Annotated in this window: 12 protein-coding genes and 2 tRNA genes; 2 read left to right on the top strand and 12 right to left on the bottom strand. The window is 64.3% G+C overall.

From position 1 onward, the window contains the following. Positions 1-156: 156 nt before the first annotated feature. Together ASG86_RS15140 and ASG86_RS15135 are read right to left on the bottom strand one after the other, a co-directional pair. Positions 157-1,035 (bottom strand): rhomboid family intramembrane serine protease, encoded by an 879-nt coding sequence (locus ASG86_RS15140; RefSeq protein ID WP_056336031.1) that lies wholly within the window; start codon positions 1,033-1,035, stop codon positions 157-159. Between the two features lie 9 nt (positions 1,036-1,044). Continuing rightward, positions 1,045-1,590 carry a peptidylprolyl isomerase gene (locus ASG86_RS15135; RefSeq protein WP_013599179.1) on the bottom strand — a complete coding sequence of 182 codons (546 nt, stop codon included), beginning with the start codon at positions 1,588-1,590 and terminating at the stop codon, positions 1,045-1,047. 155 nt (positions 1,591-1,745) lie between these two features. Between ASG86_RS15135 and ASG86_RS15130 the strand changes: the two genes are divergently transcribed. After that, the gene (locus tag ASG86_RS15130) at positions 1,746-2,708 is read left to right on the top strand and encodes a hypothetical protein (protein WP_056336028.1); all 963 of its coding nucleotides are present in this window, start codon (positions 1,746-1,748) and stop codon (positions 2,706-2,708) included. Positions 2,709-2,889: 181 nt separating this feature from the next. Next, positions 2,890-3,765 carry a glycosyltransferase gene (locus tag ASG86_RS15125; RefSeq protein ID WP_056336026.1) on the top strand — a complete coding sequence of 292 codons (876 nt, stop codon included), beginning with the start codon at positions 2,890-2,892 and terminating at the stop codon, positions 3,763-3,765. A gap of 2 nt (positions 3,766-3,767) precedes the next feature. On the opposite strand, the gene ASG86_RS15120 is transcribed toward ASG86_RS15125, so the two are convergent. From ASG86_RS15120 to gnd, 10 genes are all read right to left on the bottom strand, one after another. Beyond that, a complete protein-coding gene (locus ASG86_RS15120; protein ID WP_056336023.1) occupies positions 3,768-4,697 on the bottom strand; it encodes a DMT family transporter in 930 nt (309 codons plus the stop codon). A gap of 82 nt (positions 4,698-4,779) precedes the next feature. Continuing rightward, positions 4,780-4,855 (bottom strand) — tRNA-Ala (locus ASG86_RS15115). A gap of 72 nt (positions 4,856-4,927) precedes the next feature. Beyond that, complete coding sequence (locus ASG86_RS21060) at positions 4,928-5,044, bottom strand: DLW-39 family protein (protein ID WP_268760612.1); 117 nt, start codon at positions 5,042-5,044, stop codon at positions 4,928-4,930. 70 nt (positions 5,045-5,114) lie between these two features. Then, positions 5,115-5,188 (bottom strand) — tRNA-Ile (locus tag ASG86_RS15110). 98 nt (positions 5,189-5,286) lie between these two features. Next, on the bottom strand, positions 5,287-5,967 hold the full coding sequence (locus ASG86_RS15105) for a DUF3566 domain-containing protein (RefSeq protein WP_056336020.1): 681 nt from the start codon (positions 5,965-5,967) through the stop codon (positions 5,287-5,289). Further along, positions 5,960-8,638 carry a DNA gyrase subunit A gene (gyrA, locus tag ASG86_RS15100; RefSeq protein ID WP_056336017.1) on the bottom strand — a complete coding sequence of 893 codons (2,679 nt, stop codon included), beginning with the start codon at positions 8,636-8,638 and terminating at the stop codon, positions 5,960-5,962. The genes ASG86_RS15105 and gyrA overlap by 8 nt, the downstream gene beginning before the upstream one ends. A gap of 55 nt (positions 8,639-8,693) precedes the next feature. Beyond that, a complete protein-coding gene (gyrB, locus tag ASG86_RS15095) occupies positions 8,694-10,781 on the bottom strand; it encodes a DNA topoisomerase (ATP-hydrolyzing) subunit B (RefSeq protein WP_056336014.1) in 2,088 nt (695 codons plus the stop codon). Positions 10,782-11,160: 379 nt separating this feature from the next. After that, positions 11,161-11,715 (bottom strand): DUF721 domain-containing protein, encoded by a 555-nt coding sequence (locus ASG86_RS15090; RefSeq protein ID WP_056336012.1) that lies wholly within the window; start codon positions 11,713-11,715, stop codon positions 11,161-11,163. Further along, complete coding sequence (gene recF / locus ASG86_RS15085) at positions 11,705-12,910, bottom strand: DNA replication/repair protein RecF (protein WP_056336009.1); 1,206 nt, start codon at positions 12,908-12,910, stop codon at positions 11,705-11,707. Before recF ends, ASG86_RS15090 begins: the two co-directional genes overlap by 11 nt. A gap of 45 nt (positions 12,911-12,955) precedes the next feature. Next, complete coding sequence (gnd, locus tag ASG86_RS15080; RefSeq protein WP_056336006.1) at positions 12,956-13,840, bottom strand: phosphogluconate dehydrogenase (NAD(+)-dependent, decarboxylating); 885 nt, start codon at positions 13,838-13,840, stop codon at positions 12,956-12,958. Positions 13,841-13,859 lie beyond the last annotated feature (19 nt).

The raw sequence follows: 13,859 nt of genomic DNA, 5'->3' as shown, positions 1-13,859 counted from the left end.
CCGGCCGAGGGCCTGGAGAGGGCGGGGAATGGTGAGGCCGACAGATGAACTACAGGCGTGTAAGTTACCAACACTGTGGATAACCGCTGTGGAAAACGACGATGCCCCCGACACCGCAGGGTGTCGGGGGCATCGGTAACTACAGGCGCCGGCAGGTTACAACGTCACGCGGACCCAGCTGACTGCTATGAGGAGCGCCAGCACTGCTGCTACTCCAAGGGCCTGGATCAGACCCTGCCGGCGGCCGCGAGGGGTGTAGGCGAAAACTGCAGCACACAGGGCGCCGGCCACGAGGCCACCAAGGTGCGCCTGCCACGCAATCTGGGGGATCACGAAGCCGATGACACCGTTGATGGCGATCAGCACCCACAGTTGGCGCGTGTCCCCGCCGCGGTGGCGCTGAATGAGAAGCATCGCTCCAAAGAGTCCGAAGATTGCCCCGGAAGCACCCACCACGCCATACAACGGCTGACCGGGCAGATACAGGGGTGTCAGGAGCAAATAGCCCACAGAGCCGCCAAACGCCGAAACCAGGTAGAGCACCAGGAAGCGGATGCGTCCCAGAAGCGGTTCCAGGGCCTGTCCGAACACCCACAGCATGTACATGTTAAGGGCGATATGCAGGATGAAGCCCTGCGAGTGCAGGAAGGCGGAAGTGAGCATCCGCCACGGTTCAAACTCACCCCAGCGGGGCTCCGCGTAAACGTTCGCAAAGCCGAGGCTCTGGTAAATCAGGTCATTGGGAACCAGCCACTGCAGCACGTACAGCACAGCGCAAGCGGCGATGATGCCGAACGTCACCAATGGCCTGCCAGTGGCAACGGCACCGCCATAGACGGTCCGTACCTCCGGCGTCGTACGTTTTGCCTCGTTGACGCAGTCCACGCATTGGAATCCGACGGCGGCCGCCCGCTGGCAGTCGGGGCACGCCGGGCGCCCGCAGCGCTGGCAGCGTACGTAGGACGGCCGGTCCGGGTGCCGGGGGCAGACCGGAACCTGGGCGGACGGCTCAGCCGACGGAATTCCGTAGCTCATGGTGGAGCGTTACAGCTGTTCGATGTCGATGCTGTTGATGGTCACGTCTTCCACCGGGCGGTCGCCCATGCCCGTACGCACACCCTCGATGGCGTCAACGACCTTCTTGGATTCGTCGTCGGCCACTTCACCGAAGATGGTGTGCTTGCCCTGGAGCCAGTCGGTGGGGATGGTGGTGATGAAGAACTGGGAACCGTTGGTGCCCTTGCCCATCTGGATGCCCGCGTTGGCCATGGCCAGCTTGTAGGGCTGGTTGAAGCTGAGTTCGGGGTGGATCTCGTCGTCAAAGCGGTAACCGGGGCCACCGGTTCCGCGGCCCAGGGGATCGCCCGCCTGGATCATGAAGTCCTTGATGATGCGGTGGAAGATGGTTCCGTTGTAGAGCGGGGTGCCCGTCTTGTCCTCACCGGTTTCCGGGTGGGTCCAGGCCTGCTCGCCGGTGGCAAGGCCAACGAAGTTCTTGACCGTCTTGGGCGCGTGGTTGCCGAAGAGGTTAACCACGATGTCGCCGAGGCTGGTGTGGATGGTTGCTTTTGCAGTTGCGATGGCAGTCATAGGCCCCATTCTTCCACGCCGGTTATGGGCGGCCACGGCTGCGGGCACAGTTCCGCGCTGGGTGAAATCGCCCTAAAATCCGCAGAGTGAATAGCCCGTGGTGATCTGGGCACGTAGGCTAACGACAGAACCGTCACATTAATCGGGAGGTAGTTGTGAAGAAATCGGATCGTATTGCCCGTGACCTTGAGCAGTCGGTCACCAGTGCGGTGGAAAACGCCAAGGATTGGGCGGCCCCCCGGGTGGAAGCTGCCGTTGACTGGGCTGTTCCCCGTCTCCAGCATGGCCTGGATACCGCATCTCCCAAGATCCAGGAGGGCCTCAAGACGGCTGCGCACAGCCTGGCCGACGGTGTTGCCACAGTAACTCCCCGGATCCAGGACGGTCTGGCCCAGTTGGCCCCCAGGATCAATGACGTCGTCGACGGCGCCTCACCCAGGCTGCACGAAGCCTTGGACAAGGCCACCCCTGTTGTCCTGAATGCCCGTGACCGGGTAGTAGTGGAATACCTGCCCAGGCTTTCGGACCAGATCGGCGTGGCCTCCGGTGCAGTTCACCGCACGTTGGAAAACACCCCGGCACGGGTGGACGCCGTGGCCCAGAAGCTGGGCGATGTGGGGATCATCCACGCCATCCAGGAACAGGCCCAGGCAACCGGCACGCAGCTGAAGGCAGCCGCAGCAGGCGCCAGCCGGGCAGTAGACGTTCAGCTCGCGCAGCCGGAAAAGCCCAAGAAGCGCGGATGGCTGGTCTTCGGAGTTGTTGCTGCTGCCGTGGCCGCGGGTGTCGCCGCATGGAAGGCATCCAAGCCGGTGGAGGACCCCTGGAAGACTCCCTCGCCGGTGACACCCACTCCTGCTCCGGTTCCCGCCACCACCGTCAGCGATGTCAAGGACAGCAGCGCGGACACCACCGGCAGTGCTGCCTCTGCTGCCGGCTCCGCCACGGCTGCCGCTGCAGGCAAAGCCGGCGACGCAGCCGATGCGGTCAAGGAAGAGACCGCGGACGCCGCTGAAAAGGCCAAGCACGTGGCCGCAGACGCCGCTGAGGGTGCAAAGAGCGCCGCCAACGACGCCAAGACGGCCACCGGGGACGACAAAGGCAGCAACCAGGCCTAGTTTTCCTTAGATTCCATCCCGCACTCGAAGGGGCTCCGTTACACGACGGGGCCCCTTTTGCGTACCGCTCCACGCCTTGCCGCAAACCTTCCTGCCGGGCCGTCCACATTCGCACGAGCCCGCTTCAGAAGCGGGGCCACCGCTGGGGGCAGGCCATGGCCCGGATGCTAGATTTATAGTGATGCCAGCCAATCAATCCTCTGGGGATGCCGTGAACGACGCAGCCGTACAGCTCCGCGTGTCCATCGTCATCCCGGCATACAACGAGGAAAGCGTGATCAGGCAATGCCTCATAGCGGCTATTTACCAGTCTGTTCCCGCCCACGAGATCATCGTGGTGGACAACCTTTCCAAAGACCGGACCGCTGACATCGTCCGCCAGATGCAGCTCGAGTATCCGGAAAGCCCCATTATCCTGCTCAGCCAGGACCGGGAGCAGGGACTCATCCCCACCCGCAACTTCGGGCTGGACAGTGCCACCGGGGACATCCTGGGGCGCATCGACTCGGACTCCATCGTGGAACCCGACTGGGTGGAGCAGGTGCAGAAGGCCTTCGCGGACCCATCCGTCCAGGCCGCCACCGGCCCTGTGGTCTACTACGACATGCCTATGCGGCGCTTTGGGCTCAAGGCAGACGACAAGATGCGCCAGTTGATGCTCAAGCTGGCCAAGCACCAGTACCATTTCCTGTTCGGCTCCAACATGGCCCTGCGCGCCACCGCCTGGGAGACCATCCGCTCCGAAACGTGCCGGGACGAGAAGGACGAGATGCACGAGGACATCGATTTGTCCCTGCACCTGGCCGAGCATGACCTTCCGGTACGCTACTGGCCTCAAATGGTGTCGGGGATGTCCGCGCGCCGGCTGGAGGATTCACCGCGCGACTACCGCTACTACGTCACCCGTTTCGACCGGACCTATAAGGCCCACAACGTCAGGAAAATGGCTTTGAAGGCCCCCATGGTGGTCTTCTTTTCGGTGTATTTCCCGGCCAAGCTCCTCAGGGCCATCCACACGGTCAACACAGCCCAACCCATCCGCCGCGGCGGCCAATAACTTCAGTCGGCCCCGAGCTCGGCGAGTTCCGACGGCGGTTCATCCTTGGGTGCCCTTCCGCGCCTGCCCGCGTTCCGCTGGCCCAGGACCACGACGGCGAGTCCGGCCAGAATTAGGCCGAGTCCGGCGTAGGTGCCGGCCGGCAGGGTCTCGTGCAGGAACATCGCCGCCAGCAGCGCAGCGCCCGGGATCTCCAGGAGGATGATCATGGAGACCAAGAGCGGGCTCACGGTGGCTAACAGGTGGTTGAACGCAGTATGGCCCACCAGTTGCGCGCAGACGGTGATCGCAGCGATGCCCAGCCATCCTGCGGGCTCGAACCCGGCCAGCGGCTGGCCCGCGAACAGGGCCAGTACGGCCACCAGGGCGGCGCACATCCCGTAGCAGAGCGTAGTGTAGGTACCCGTGGTCATGCTCTGCCGCGCCTTGCCCCCGGCCAGCGTATAGAGGCCGGCCAGCGCACCGCCGGCCACCGCCAGCAGGTCTCCCGTGAGCGCCCGCGATGAGGTTCCCAGGTCAAAGCCTGTAATGGCAACGACGCCGCCAAAGGCGATGCCCAGCCCGGCCAGGACCTGCCAGCGGTGGCGGGTGCCGCGGAAGAGCTGGAAGACCGCAATCCAGGCTGACTGAAGGCAAACCAGGGCCGTGGCGGCGGCGACGGACGTGAGCTGCAGGGAGGTGATGAAGCAGGCAAAGTGCAGTGCAAGGGCGACGGCGGCCAGAGACGACCAGCGGAACTCGCGGCGGGTTATGCGGCCGAACTGGCGGGGTTCACGAACCAGGGTGGGGGCGGCCATGACGGCTGCTCCGATGGCGTTGCGCCAAAAGGCAATGGCCAGGGCGCTGACGCTGGTGGCACCGAGCGTGGCTGCAATCAAGGGGCCGGACGAGGCGACACCCAGGACGCCCAAGGCGGCGAAGAAGAAGTTCATGGCGCACCCCTGAAGCTCGTTCCTAATGGAAATGGAAAGCGAAAAGTCCCGGCCAGCGTTTCCGCTGACCGGGACTTTCTTATGGTGGAGGCACGGGGACTCGAACCCCGAACCCCCTGCTTGCAAAGCAGGTGCGCTACCAATTGCGCCATGCCCCCATAAGAAGCAACCCGTCCATCATACCCTAGAACCGCAGAGCCCCTGACAGGCTCCCGGAGTGGGTGTCCGGGCTAGTCCACCGTATCGGTTGACTTACTCCAGACCGTCTTCTGGGCTTCGGATTCCTGTGCTTTCCGGTAGACCAGGACGCCTGCGATTGCGGCTGCCAATACAAGCAACTTCTTCACGTGCTCCCCGTTCCAGTCAAGTTCCGGATGAATCCGGACCAGACCTATTGTGAAACCTGCACAGGTTCCGTGGGCGTACCAGGACTTGAACCTGGGACCTCTTCGTTATCAGCGAAGCGCTCTAACCGCCTGAGCTATACGCCCCGATGCCTCATCGGGCCGAGACATGACTTTACAGCACATCCCGGCCCGATCTCAAATCGGGCCTTTCCGCCGCTTTTTTGGGCGGCGGAAATGGCTTCCTAATCGTCGGTGAGGGTAACGCCGATGCCGCCCACGAGGGTGGCTGAAATGTTGTAGAGGACGGCGGAGAGCATGGACAGCGCCGTCAGCAGGACAACGTTGACCACGGCAATGATGGTGGCAAACGAGGCCACCTGTCCCAGCGAGGCCACCTTCTTCAGTTCGAAGCCGCCGCTTTCAGAGCCCGCGAGCGTACCGAGCAGGCTGTCCACCTGGTCGAAGATTCCGGTCAGGTCCAGGACTGTCCAAAGGACAATGGCGGCAACCACGGTGACAATTCCCAAGGCCACGGAAAGCAGGAATGCCATCTTCAGGACGGACCACGGGTCCACCTTGCTGATCAGCAGCCGGGCGCGGCGGACCTTTGCCTTGGGCGCCGGCTTCACCAGGCCAGGCGTTCCCTGTCCGGGAGCCCCCTGCCCGGGACGCTGTCCTGCCGGTGCCGGGCGCTGCCCTTGCTGGCCCTGCTGTCCCTGGAAGGGACGCTGGCCGGGCTGGGCGGGGCGGTCACCCTGCTGCGGACGCTGGCCCGGCACGGCAGGGCGCTGGCCTGGAGCCCCGGCAGGAGCTGCCGGCCGCTGCTGCGGACGTACGGGGGCGTTTACCCGGGGTGCCCCGGAAGGCCGGTTCCCGTCGGGAACAGTGCTGTTCGGCTTGGGAAATGAGTCGGAATTACTCACTCGTTACCTCCGTGTTGTCTTCGTTCGGCTCAGCGTCGCCCGAGGCGTCCTCTGACTCAACGGCCGGTGATTCTTCTGCCATTGCTGGCACGGCGGATTCCCCAGCGGGCCCGCCATCTTCAGCCAACGTTACGTCATCTCCGGAAGATTCCTCGTCCTCGAGACCGCGTTCGCTGTTGCGCGCCACCTCGATGATCCGGTCATTCTTGTCCGGCTTGGCGAAGATGACGCCCATGGTGTCACGGCCCTTGGCAGGAACACCGGCAACCGAAGAGCGGACAACCTTGCCGCCCTCCATAACCACCAGGACTTCATCTTCTTCCTGGACAATGAGTGCCCCTACCAGGTGCCCGCGTTCTTCCTGGTACTTGCCTACCTTGATGCCCAGGCCGCCGCGGCCCTGAAGGCGGTATTCCTCCACAGCCGTGCGCTTGGCATAACCGCCCTCGGTCACGATGAACACGAAGGAACCGTCGGTGACCACGTCGGCGGCCAGCAATTCATCGTCTTCGCGGAACTTCATGCCGGTAACACCCGAGGTGGCACGTCCCATGGGGCGCAGTGCGTCATCGGTGGCAGTGAAGCGGATCGACTGGCCCTTGCGGGACACCAGGAAGAGGTCGTCGGTTTCCGAAACAAGCTGGGCCGAGACCAGCTCATCGCCGTCGCGCAGGTTGATGGCGATCACGCCGGCGGAACGGTTGGTGTCGTAGTCCTCCAGCCTGGTCTTTTTCACCAGGCCCCTCTTGGTGGCCAGCACCAGATATGGCGCCTGCTGGTAGTCCTTCAGGTCCAGGACCTGGGCAATGTGCTCATCGGGCTGGAACGCCAACAGGTTGGCCACGTGCTGGCCCTTGGCGTCCCGGCCTGCTTCCATGAGCTCGTACGCCTTGGCACGGTAGACGCGGCCAAGGTTGGTGAAGAACAGCAGCCAGTGGTGGGTGGTGGTTACGAAGAAGTGTTCCACCACGTCATCACCGCGGAGCTGGGCGCCCTTGATGCCCTTGCCGCCGCGCTGCTGCGACCGGTAGTTGTCGCTGCGGGTGCGCTTGACGTATCCGCCGCGGGTGATGGTGACCACCATCTCCTCTTCGGGGATCAGGTCCTCCATGGACATGTCACCGTCGTAGCCCATGAGGATCTTGGTCCGCCGGTCGTCGCCGTGCTTGTCCACGATTTCGCCGAGTTCGACGCTGATGATCTCGCGCTGCCGCTGCTCGGAACCCAGGATCGCGTTGTATTCCTCGATCAGGGCTTCAAGTTCGGCATGCCGGTCCTGGATCTTCTGGCGTTCCAGTGCGGCCAGGCGGCGCAGCTGCATGTCCAGGATGGCCCGGGCCTGCAGCTCATCGATGTCCAGCAGTTCCATCAGCCCGTCGCGGGCGGCTTCGGTGGTGTTGGACGCGCGGATGAGGGCGATGACCTCGTCGAGCATATCCAGTGCCTTCAGGAGGGCACGGAGGATATGTGCTTCTTCCTCCGCTTTGCGCAGGCGGTACCGGGTGCGGCGCGCAATGACGTCCATCTGGTGCGTCACCCAGTGCCGGATGAACGCATCCAGGCTCAGGGTGCGCGGCACGCCGTCGACGATGGCCAGCATGTTTGCGGAGAAGTTGCTCTGCAGTTCGGTGTGCTTGTAGAGGTTGTTCAGCACCACCTTGGGCACTGCGTCGCGCTTCAGCACAATGACCAGGCGCTGGCCGGTGCGTCCGGAGGTCTCGTCGCGGAGGTCGGCGATACCTGAGATTTTGCCGTCCTTGACCAGTTCGGCGATCTTGATGGCCAGGTTGTCCGGGTTGGCCTGGTACGGAAGCTCCGTGACCACCAGGCAGGTGCGGCCCTGCAGTTCCTCCACGGCAACCACTGCCCGCATGGTGACGGATCCGCGGCCGGTCCGGTAGGCGTCTTCGATTCCCTTGTGGCCCAGGATGGTGGCACCGGTGGGGAAGTCCGGACCCTTGACCCGCACCAGCAGTTCCTCGAGGAGTTCCTCGCGGGTGGCGCCGGGGTTGGCCAGGTACCACTGCACTCCGTCGGCTACTTCGCGGAGGTTGTGCGGCGGGATGTTGGTGGCCATGCCGACGGCGATGCCGGAGGAACCGTTGACCAGCAGGTTGGGGAACCTGGCCGGCAGGATGGTGGGTTCCTGGTTCTTGCCGTCGTAGTTGTCCTGGAAATCGACCGTTTCCTCGTCGATGTCCCGGACCATTTCCATGGCCAGGGGCGCCATCTTGGTTTCGGTATACCGCGGTGCGGCGGCGCCGTCGTTGCCCGGCGAGCCGAAGTTGCCCTGCCCGAGCGCCAGCGGGTAGCGCATGGTCCAGTCCTGGATGAGGCGTACCAGGGCGTCGTAGATCGCGGTGTCGCCATGGGGGTGGTACTGGCCCATGACCTCGCCGACCACGCGGGCGCACTTGTTGAAGGACCGGTCGGGGCGGTAGCCGCCGTCGAACATCGCGTACAGCACCCGGCGGTGCACGGGCTTGAGGCCATCGCGGACGTCCGGAAGGGCACGGCCCACAATGACGGCCATGGCGTAATCCAGGTAGGAACGCTGCATTTCCGTCTGCAGGTCCACCTGCTCCACGCGGTCGATCAGCACGTCGCCTTCAAGAACGGTGTCCGGAGCTCCGGCCTCGGGGGCGGGAATCTCGGGGGTTTCGTCGCTCATTCTTTAATTTCCGTTTCAGGTATATGTCTGGTTCTGAATACTTTGGAGCGGGTCCTTAGATGTCCAGGAACCTGACGTCCTTGGCGTTCTGCTGGATGAAGTTGCGGCGTGATTCGACGTCTTCGCCCATGAGGACGGAGAAGATCTGGTCGGCGGCCAGGGCGTCGTCCATGGTGACCTGCAGCAGCGTGCGGTGGTCAGGATCCATGGTGGTGTCCCACAGCTCGGTGTAGTCCATCTCGCCCAGGCCCTTGTAGCGCTGGATGCCGTTGTCCTTCGGGATGCGGCGCCCGGCAGCCTGTCCCGCCACCAGCTTGGCGTCGCGTTCACGGTCGCTGTAGACGTAATCATGCGGGGCGTTGGACCACTTGATCCGGTACAGCGGGGGCTGTGCCAGGTACACGTAGCCGTTTTCGATCAACGGCCGCATGTAGCGGAACAGCAGGGTCATCAGCAGGGTGGTGATGTGCTGGCCATCCACGTCGGCATCCGCCATGAGGACAATCTTGTGGTACCGCAGCTTGGCGAGGTCGAAGTCCTCGCCAATGCCGGTACCGAAAGCGGTGATCATGGACTGGACCTCCGCGTTGCCCAGGGCCTTGTCCAGGCGGGCGCGCTCCACATTCAGGATCTTGCCGCGCAGCGGCAGGATGGCCTGGGTCTCGGGGTTGCGGCCGCGCTTGGCAGAACCACCGGCGGAGTCGCCCTCCACAATGTAGACCTCACACTTTTCCGGGTCCTTGGAGGAGCAGTCGGACAGCTTGCCCGGCATGCCGAAGGATTCCAGCGGGCTCTTGCGCCGGGCGTTGTCCCGGGCCTTCCGTGCTGCCATCCTGGCCTGGGCGGCGGAAATGGCTTTGCGGATGACGTCGCGCGCGGGGCCGGGATTGCGCTCCAGCCAGTCACCCAGGCCATCGGTAACAACGCGCTGGACGAAGCCCTTGACCTCGGAGTTGCCCAGCTTGGTCTTGGTCTGGCCTTCGAACTGGGGCTCTGCCAGTTTGACGGAGATGACGGCGGTGAGGCCCTCGCGGATGTCGTCACCCGTGAGGTTGTCGTCCTTCTCCTTGATGATGCCCTTTTCCCGGGCGTACCGGTTGATGAGGGATGTCATGGCAGCGCGGAAACCTTCTTCGTGCGTGCCGCCTTCATGGGTGTTGATGGTGTTGGCGTAGGTGTGCACGCTCTCGGAGTACGCACTGGTCCACTGCATGGCCATTTCCAGGGCGATGCGGCGTTCGGTGTCCTCGGTTTCGAAGGCGATGACGTCCTCGTGCACCACCTCCACCTTCTTGCCCGAGTTCAGGTGCTTGACGTAGTCCAGCAGGCCTTCGTTGTACTGGTACACCACAGTGCGGTGCTCGGCGCTGACCTCACCCTCGGTAACCAGCTCGTCGAGATCGAGATCGGCGTCTGCCTCGTCGGTGGCCGCGTCGCGCTCATCCGTCAGGGTGATCCGCAGGCCCTTGTTCAGGAAGGCCATCTGCTGGAAACGGGCGCGCAGCGTCTCGAAATCGAATTCCGTGGTTTCAAAGATCGCCGGGTCCGGGTAGAAGGTCTGGGTGGTGCCGGTGGCATCCGTCTCTTCACCCTTGACCAGGCTGCCCTGCGGCTTGCCGCCGTCGGCAAAAGACATCCGCCAAACGTGCCCCTGGCGCCGCACTTCGGTGTCCACCCGGCTGGAGAGGGCGTTGACCACGGAGATGCCCACACCGTGCAGGCCACCGGAGACCGCGTATCCGCCGCCGCCGAACTTACCGCCGGCGTGCAGGATGGTCATAACCACCTCGACGGTGGGCTTGTGCTCGGTGGGGTGCATGTCCACCGGAATGCCGCGGCCGTCATCCACTACCTTCACGCCGCCGTCAGCCTGCAGGACCACCTCGATGTGGCTGCAGTAGCCGGCCAGTGCCTCATCCACGGAGTTGTCCACCACTTCATAGACCAGGTGGTGAAGGCCGCGGGGGCCGGTGGAACCGATGTACATGCCGGGACGCTTGCGGACAGCTTCCAGGCCTTCCAGCACAGTGATGTCGCTGGCGCCGTATTCCCTTTGGGTGCTTGGCGCGGCCGGGGTATCAGGGGTGCGGCCATCCTCGACTGCGGTATCTGCTGCCAGAATATCTGTATTGTCGTTAGCCACAGGCGCTGCGACTCCTCTGTTCTCGATGATGGCCGGCCGGTTTCTCTTCCCCAGGGAAAAGCCACCCGCCAACAGGCACAAGCTTATGGCGCCGGTGACTTGCTGACGGTTGGTGATCCACGCTCCGCACGCGGAGAGCGCGCGGAGAACGGACTGATGTCAACGTTTCATCCGCGCCCAGTTATCTGCCCAATTCTACCGCGAACAGGCTCATATCCCCGCATTCCGGGGCCTTCGCCAGTGGCGGAATATGGCTCTGCAAGGCACTTGGCCCCGCCTAGGGCGGCCCAGCGGTACCCCCTCCGGGTGCCTATACACGCTTCGGTCCTTACAGCGCCGTACACGCCCTCGGGCGCAGTTTCAAGAGCTGCCGGCCCGGCTATCCGTAGGTGTCCCGCGGCCCACGGCCGTTGACGCTGCGTCCACCCTTGCGCCAGCTGGGCGCTGAGGGGCCAAGCACCTGGATGCTGGTCACCACGCCGTCGCCCAGTTCCCGGCGGAATTTCTCGAGGAGGCTGCTGCTCAAAAGCCGAAGTTGGGTGGCCCAGGCAGTGGAATCACAACGGACGTGGAGCGTGGTGTCGGTAAAGCTTTCGGGCGTGCAGTGGGCCGAGATCTCCGGTCCCACCAGCGTGGCCCACTCCGCCATCACCGAGCCCACAGCCACCGGTGAAGTCCAGCCGCGCTCTGCCACCAGGCGGCCAACAACCTTTCCCAGGCCCAGGGGATCGCGGCCCGTGGCGTGGAACTGGCTGAAGCCGCGGGTGTCACGGATGCTGCCCTTGGCCTTTTGGGAACCCGGCCGTGCCACCTTGCGGCGCACTTCGCCGCGTGCAGCGGCGGCTTCGCGCATCCTGTTCAGCGCGGCCTGGGGGGCATCGATGTTGTCAGGCTCGCGGCCGGGTGGGGGCCCGCCGCCCTGGTCACTGCTCATCGATACCTCCCGGGATGACCTTCACCCGCCGCCCGGACAGCTCTTCCGGAATATCGGCGTCGACGGCGGCGGTCACCAGGACCTGTTCCGCGCCGGAGACTATTGCCGCAAGTTTACGCCGCCGCTGGACATCCAGTTCAGCAAAAACATCGTCCAGGATGAGGATGGGAGCCGAACCGCCGGTCCGGGCATCGTCAAGCATCACATAGTACGAGGCCAGTCGGAGGGACAGGCACATGGACCATGTTTCCCCGTGCGAGGCATACCCCTTGGCCGGCGCCTGGCCCAGCATCAGCTCAAGTTCGTCACGATGCGGACCCACGAGCGATATGCCCCGTTCCAGTTCCTTTTTCCGTGACTCCGCAAAGGCCTGGACATACTGTTCCGTGAGCTGGTCCACCGACAGAAGACGCAGGTCTTCCGGGCCGCCCGAAGTAGTTCCGGCTGCGGCACCCTGCATGCCTCCGGCCGGGACGCCGTCGTCGTCCATCTGGTTCTGCAGCGTTGAACGGTAGGTGGCGTCAGCGGGCTTCGTTGCGTCCGTGAGCTCCGCGTAGGCCCGGGCGAGGTGCGGACGGAGGCGTTCCACCAGTTCGAGCCGGGCATGCAGCAGCTCCGCTCCGGCCCGCGCCATGTGCTGGTCCCAGACGTCAAGGGTCGATTCATGGGCGGCCGTGAACTTTCCGGCGCGCGCCGACTTCAGCAGGGCATTGCGCTGTTTCAGGACACGGTCGTAGTCACTGCGCGTGGCGGCATGGTGCGGGATGAGGCTTGCCAGCAGCTCATCCAGGAACCGGCGGCGGTTGGCCGGATCACCCTTGACCAAGGCCAGGTCCTCGGGCGCAAAAAGGACGATCTGGCAGATGCCGAGCAGGTCCCGGGCACGGACCGGATTACTGCGGTTGATGCGGCCACGGTTGGCGCGGCCGGCGTTGATTTCCAGCTCCAGCACAGTGACCTGGGTACCGCGGACCAGCCGGGCACGCACCAGGGCGCGCTCGGTGCCGAACCTCAGCAGCGGCGCATCTGAGCTCACCCTGTGAGAGCTGAGCGTGGCCAGATAGCCGATGGCCTCCATCAGATTGGTCTTGCCGATGCCGTTGTATCCCACCAGGACGGTGACACCAGGGCCCAGCGCGAGGTCAACCTGGGCGTAACTGCGGAAGTCGGTCAGTGAAAGGTGTTCCAGATACACGCGGTTTTCGGCAATTCTGGGAACGCTGCTGGTTCCCTGTGGGTGCTACTTGGCGGGACGGGTTGCGTGGCCGCCAAACTGGTGGCGCAGAGCGGAAACCATCTTCATGGCAGGAGAGGTGTCTTCCCGGGAGGCGAACCGGGCGAACAGCGCGGCGGTAATGGCCGGAGCGGGGACGGCGTTGGCAATAGCCTCCTCCACCGTCCAGCGGCCTTCGCCCGAATCCTCCACGTAATCGTCGATCGAGGACAGCCCCGGATCCTCGTCAAGGGCCTTGACCATGAGGTCCAGCAGCCACGAGCGGACCACAGTTCCCTTTTGCCAGGCCCGGAACGTGCCGGGCAGGTCGGTGACGATGTCCTTGGCGGCCAACAGTTCGTAGCCCTCGGCGTACGCCTGCATCAGGCCGTACTCGATGCCGTTGTGGACCATCTTGGCGTAGTGGCCGGCACCGACGCCGCCCACGTGCACAAAACTGTCCGCCCGTTCACCTTCCGGGCGCAACGCGTCAAAGACCGGCAGGGCGCGTTCGATGTCGGCGGCGTCACCGCCGGCCATCAGGCCGTAGCCGTTCTGGAGGCCCCAGACGCCACCCGAGACACCGCAGTCCGCGAAGCGGATCCCCTTGGCAGCAAGCACTTCGCCGTGCTTCTGGTCTTCCGTGAACCGGGAGTTGCCGCCGTCGATGACCAGGTCGCCCGGCTCCAGTTTTTCGCTGAGTTCGGTGATAACGGCGTCCGTGATGGCCCCTGACGGGACCATGACCCAGATGATCCTGGGCGCCGGGACAGCGGCCATCAGGTCATCGACGCTGGCGGCATCGGTGACGTCGGGGTTCCGGTCATAGCCGGTGACCTCGATGCCGCCCTTGCGCAGCCGCTCGCGCATGTTGAATCCCATTTTGCCGAGGCCGATCAGTCCAATGTGCACGTGGAACTCTTTTCTGCGC

Source organism: Arthrobacter sp. Soil764 (assembly GCF_001428075.1).
Lineage (GTDB): Bacteria > Actinomycetota > Actinomycetes > Actinomycetales > Micrococcaceae > Arthrobacter.
The sequence above is the reverse complement of the archived record's forward strand: the minus strand, read 5'-3'. Positions and strand labels throughout refer to the sequence as shown.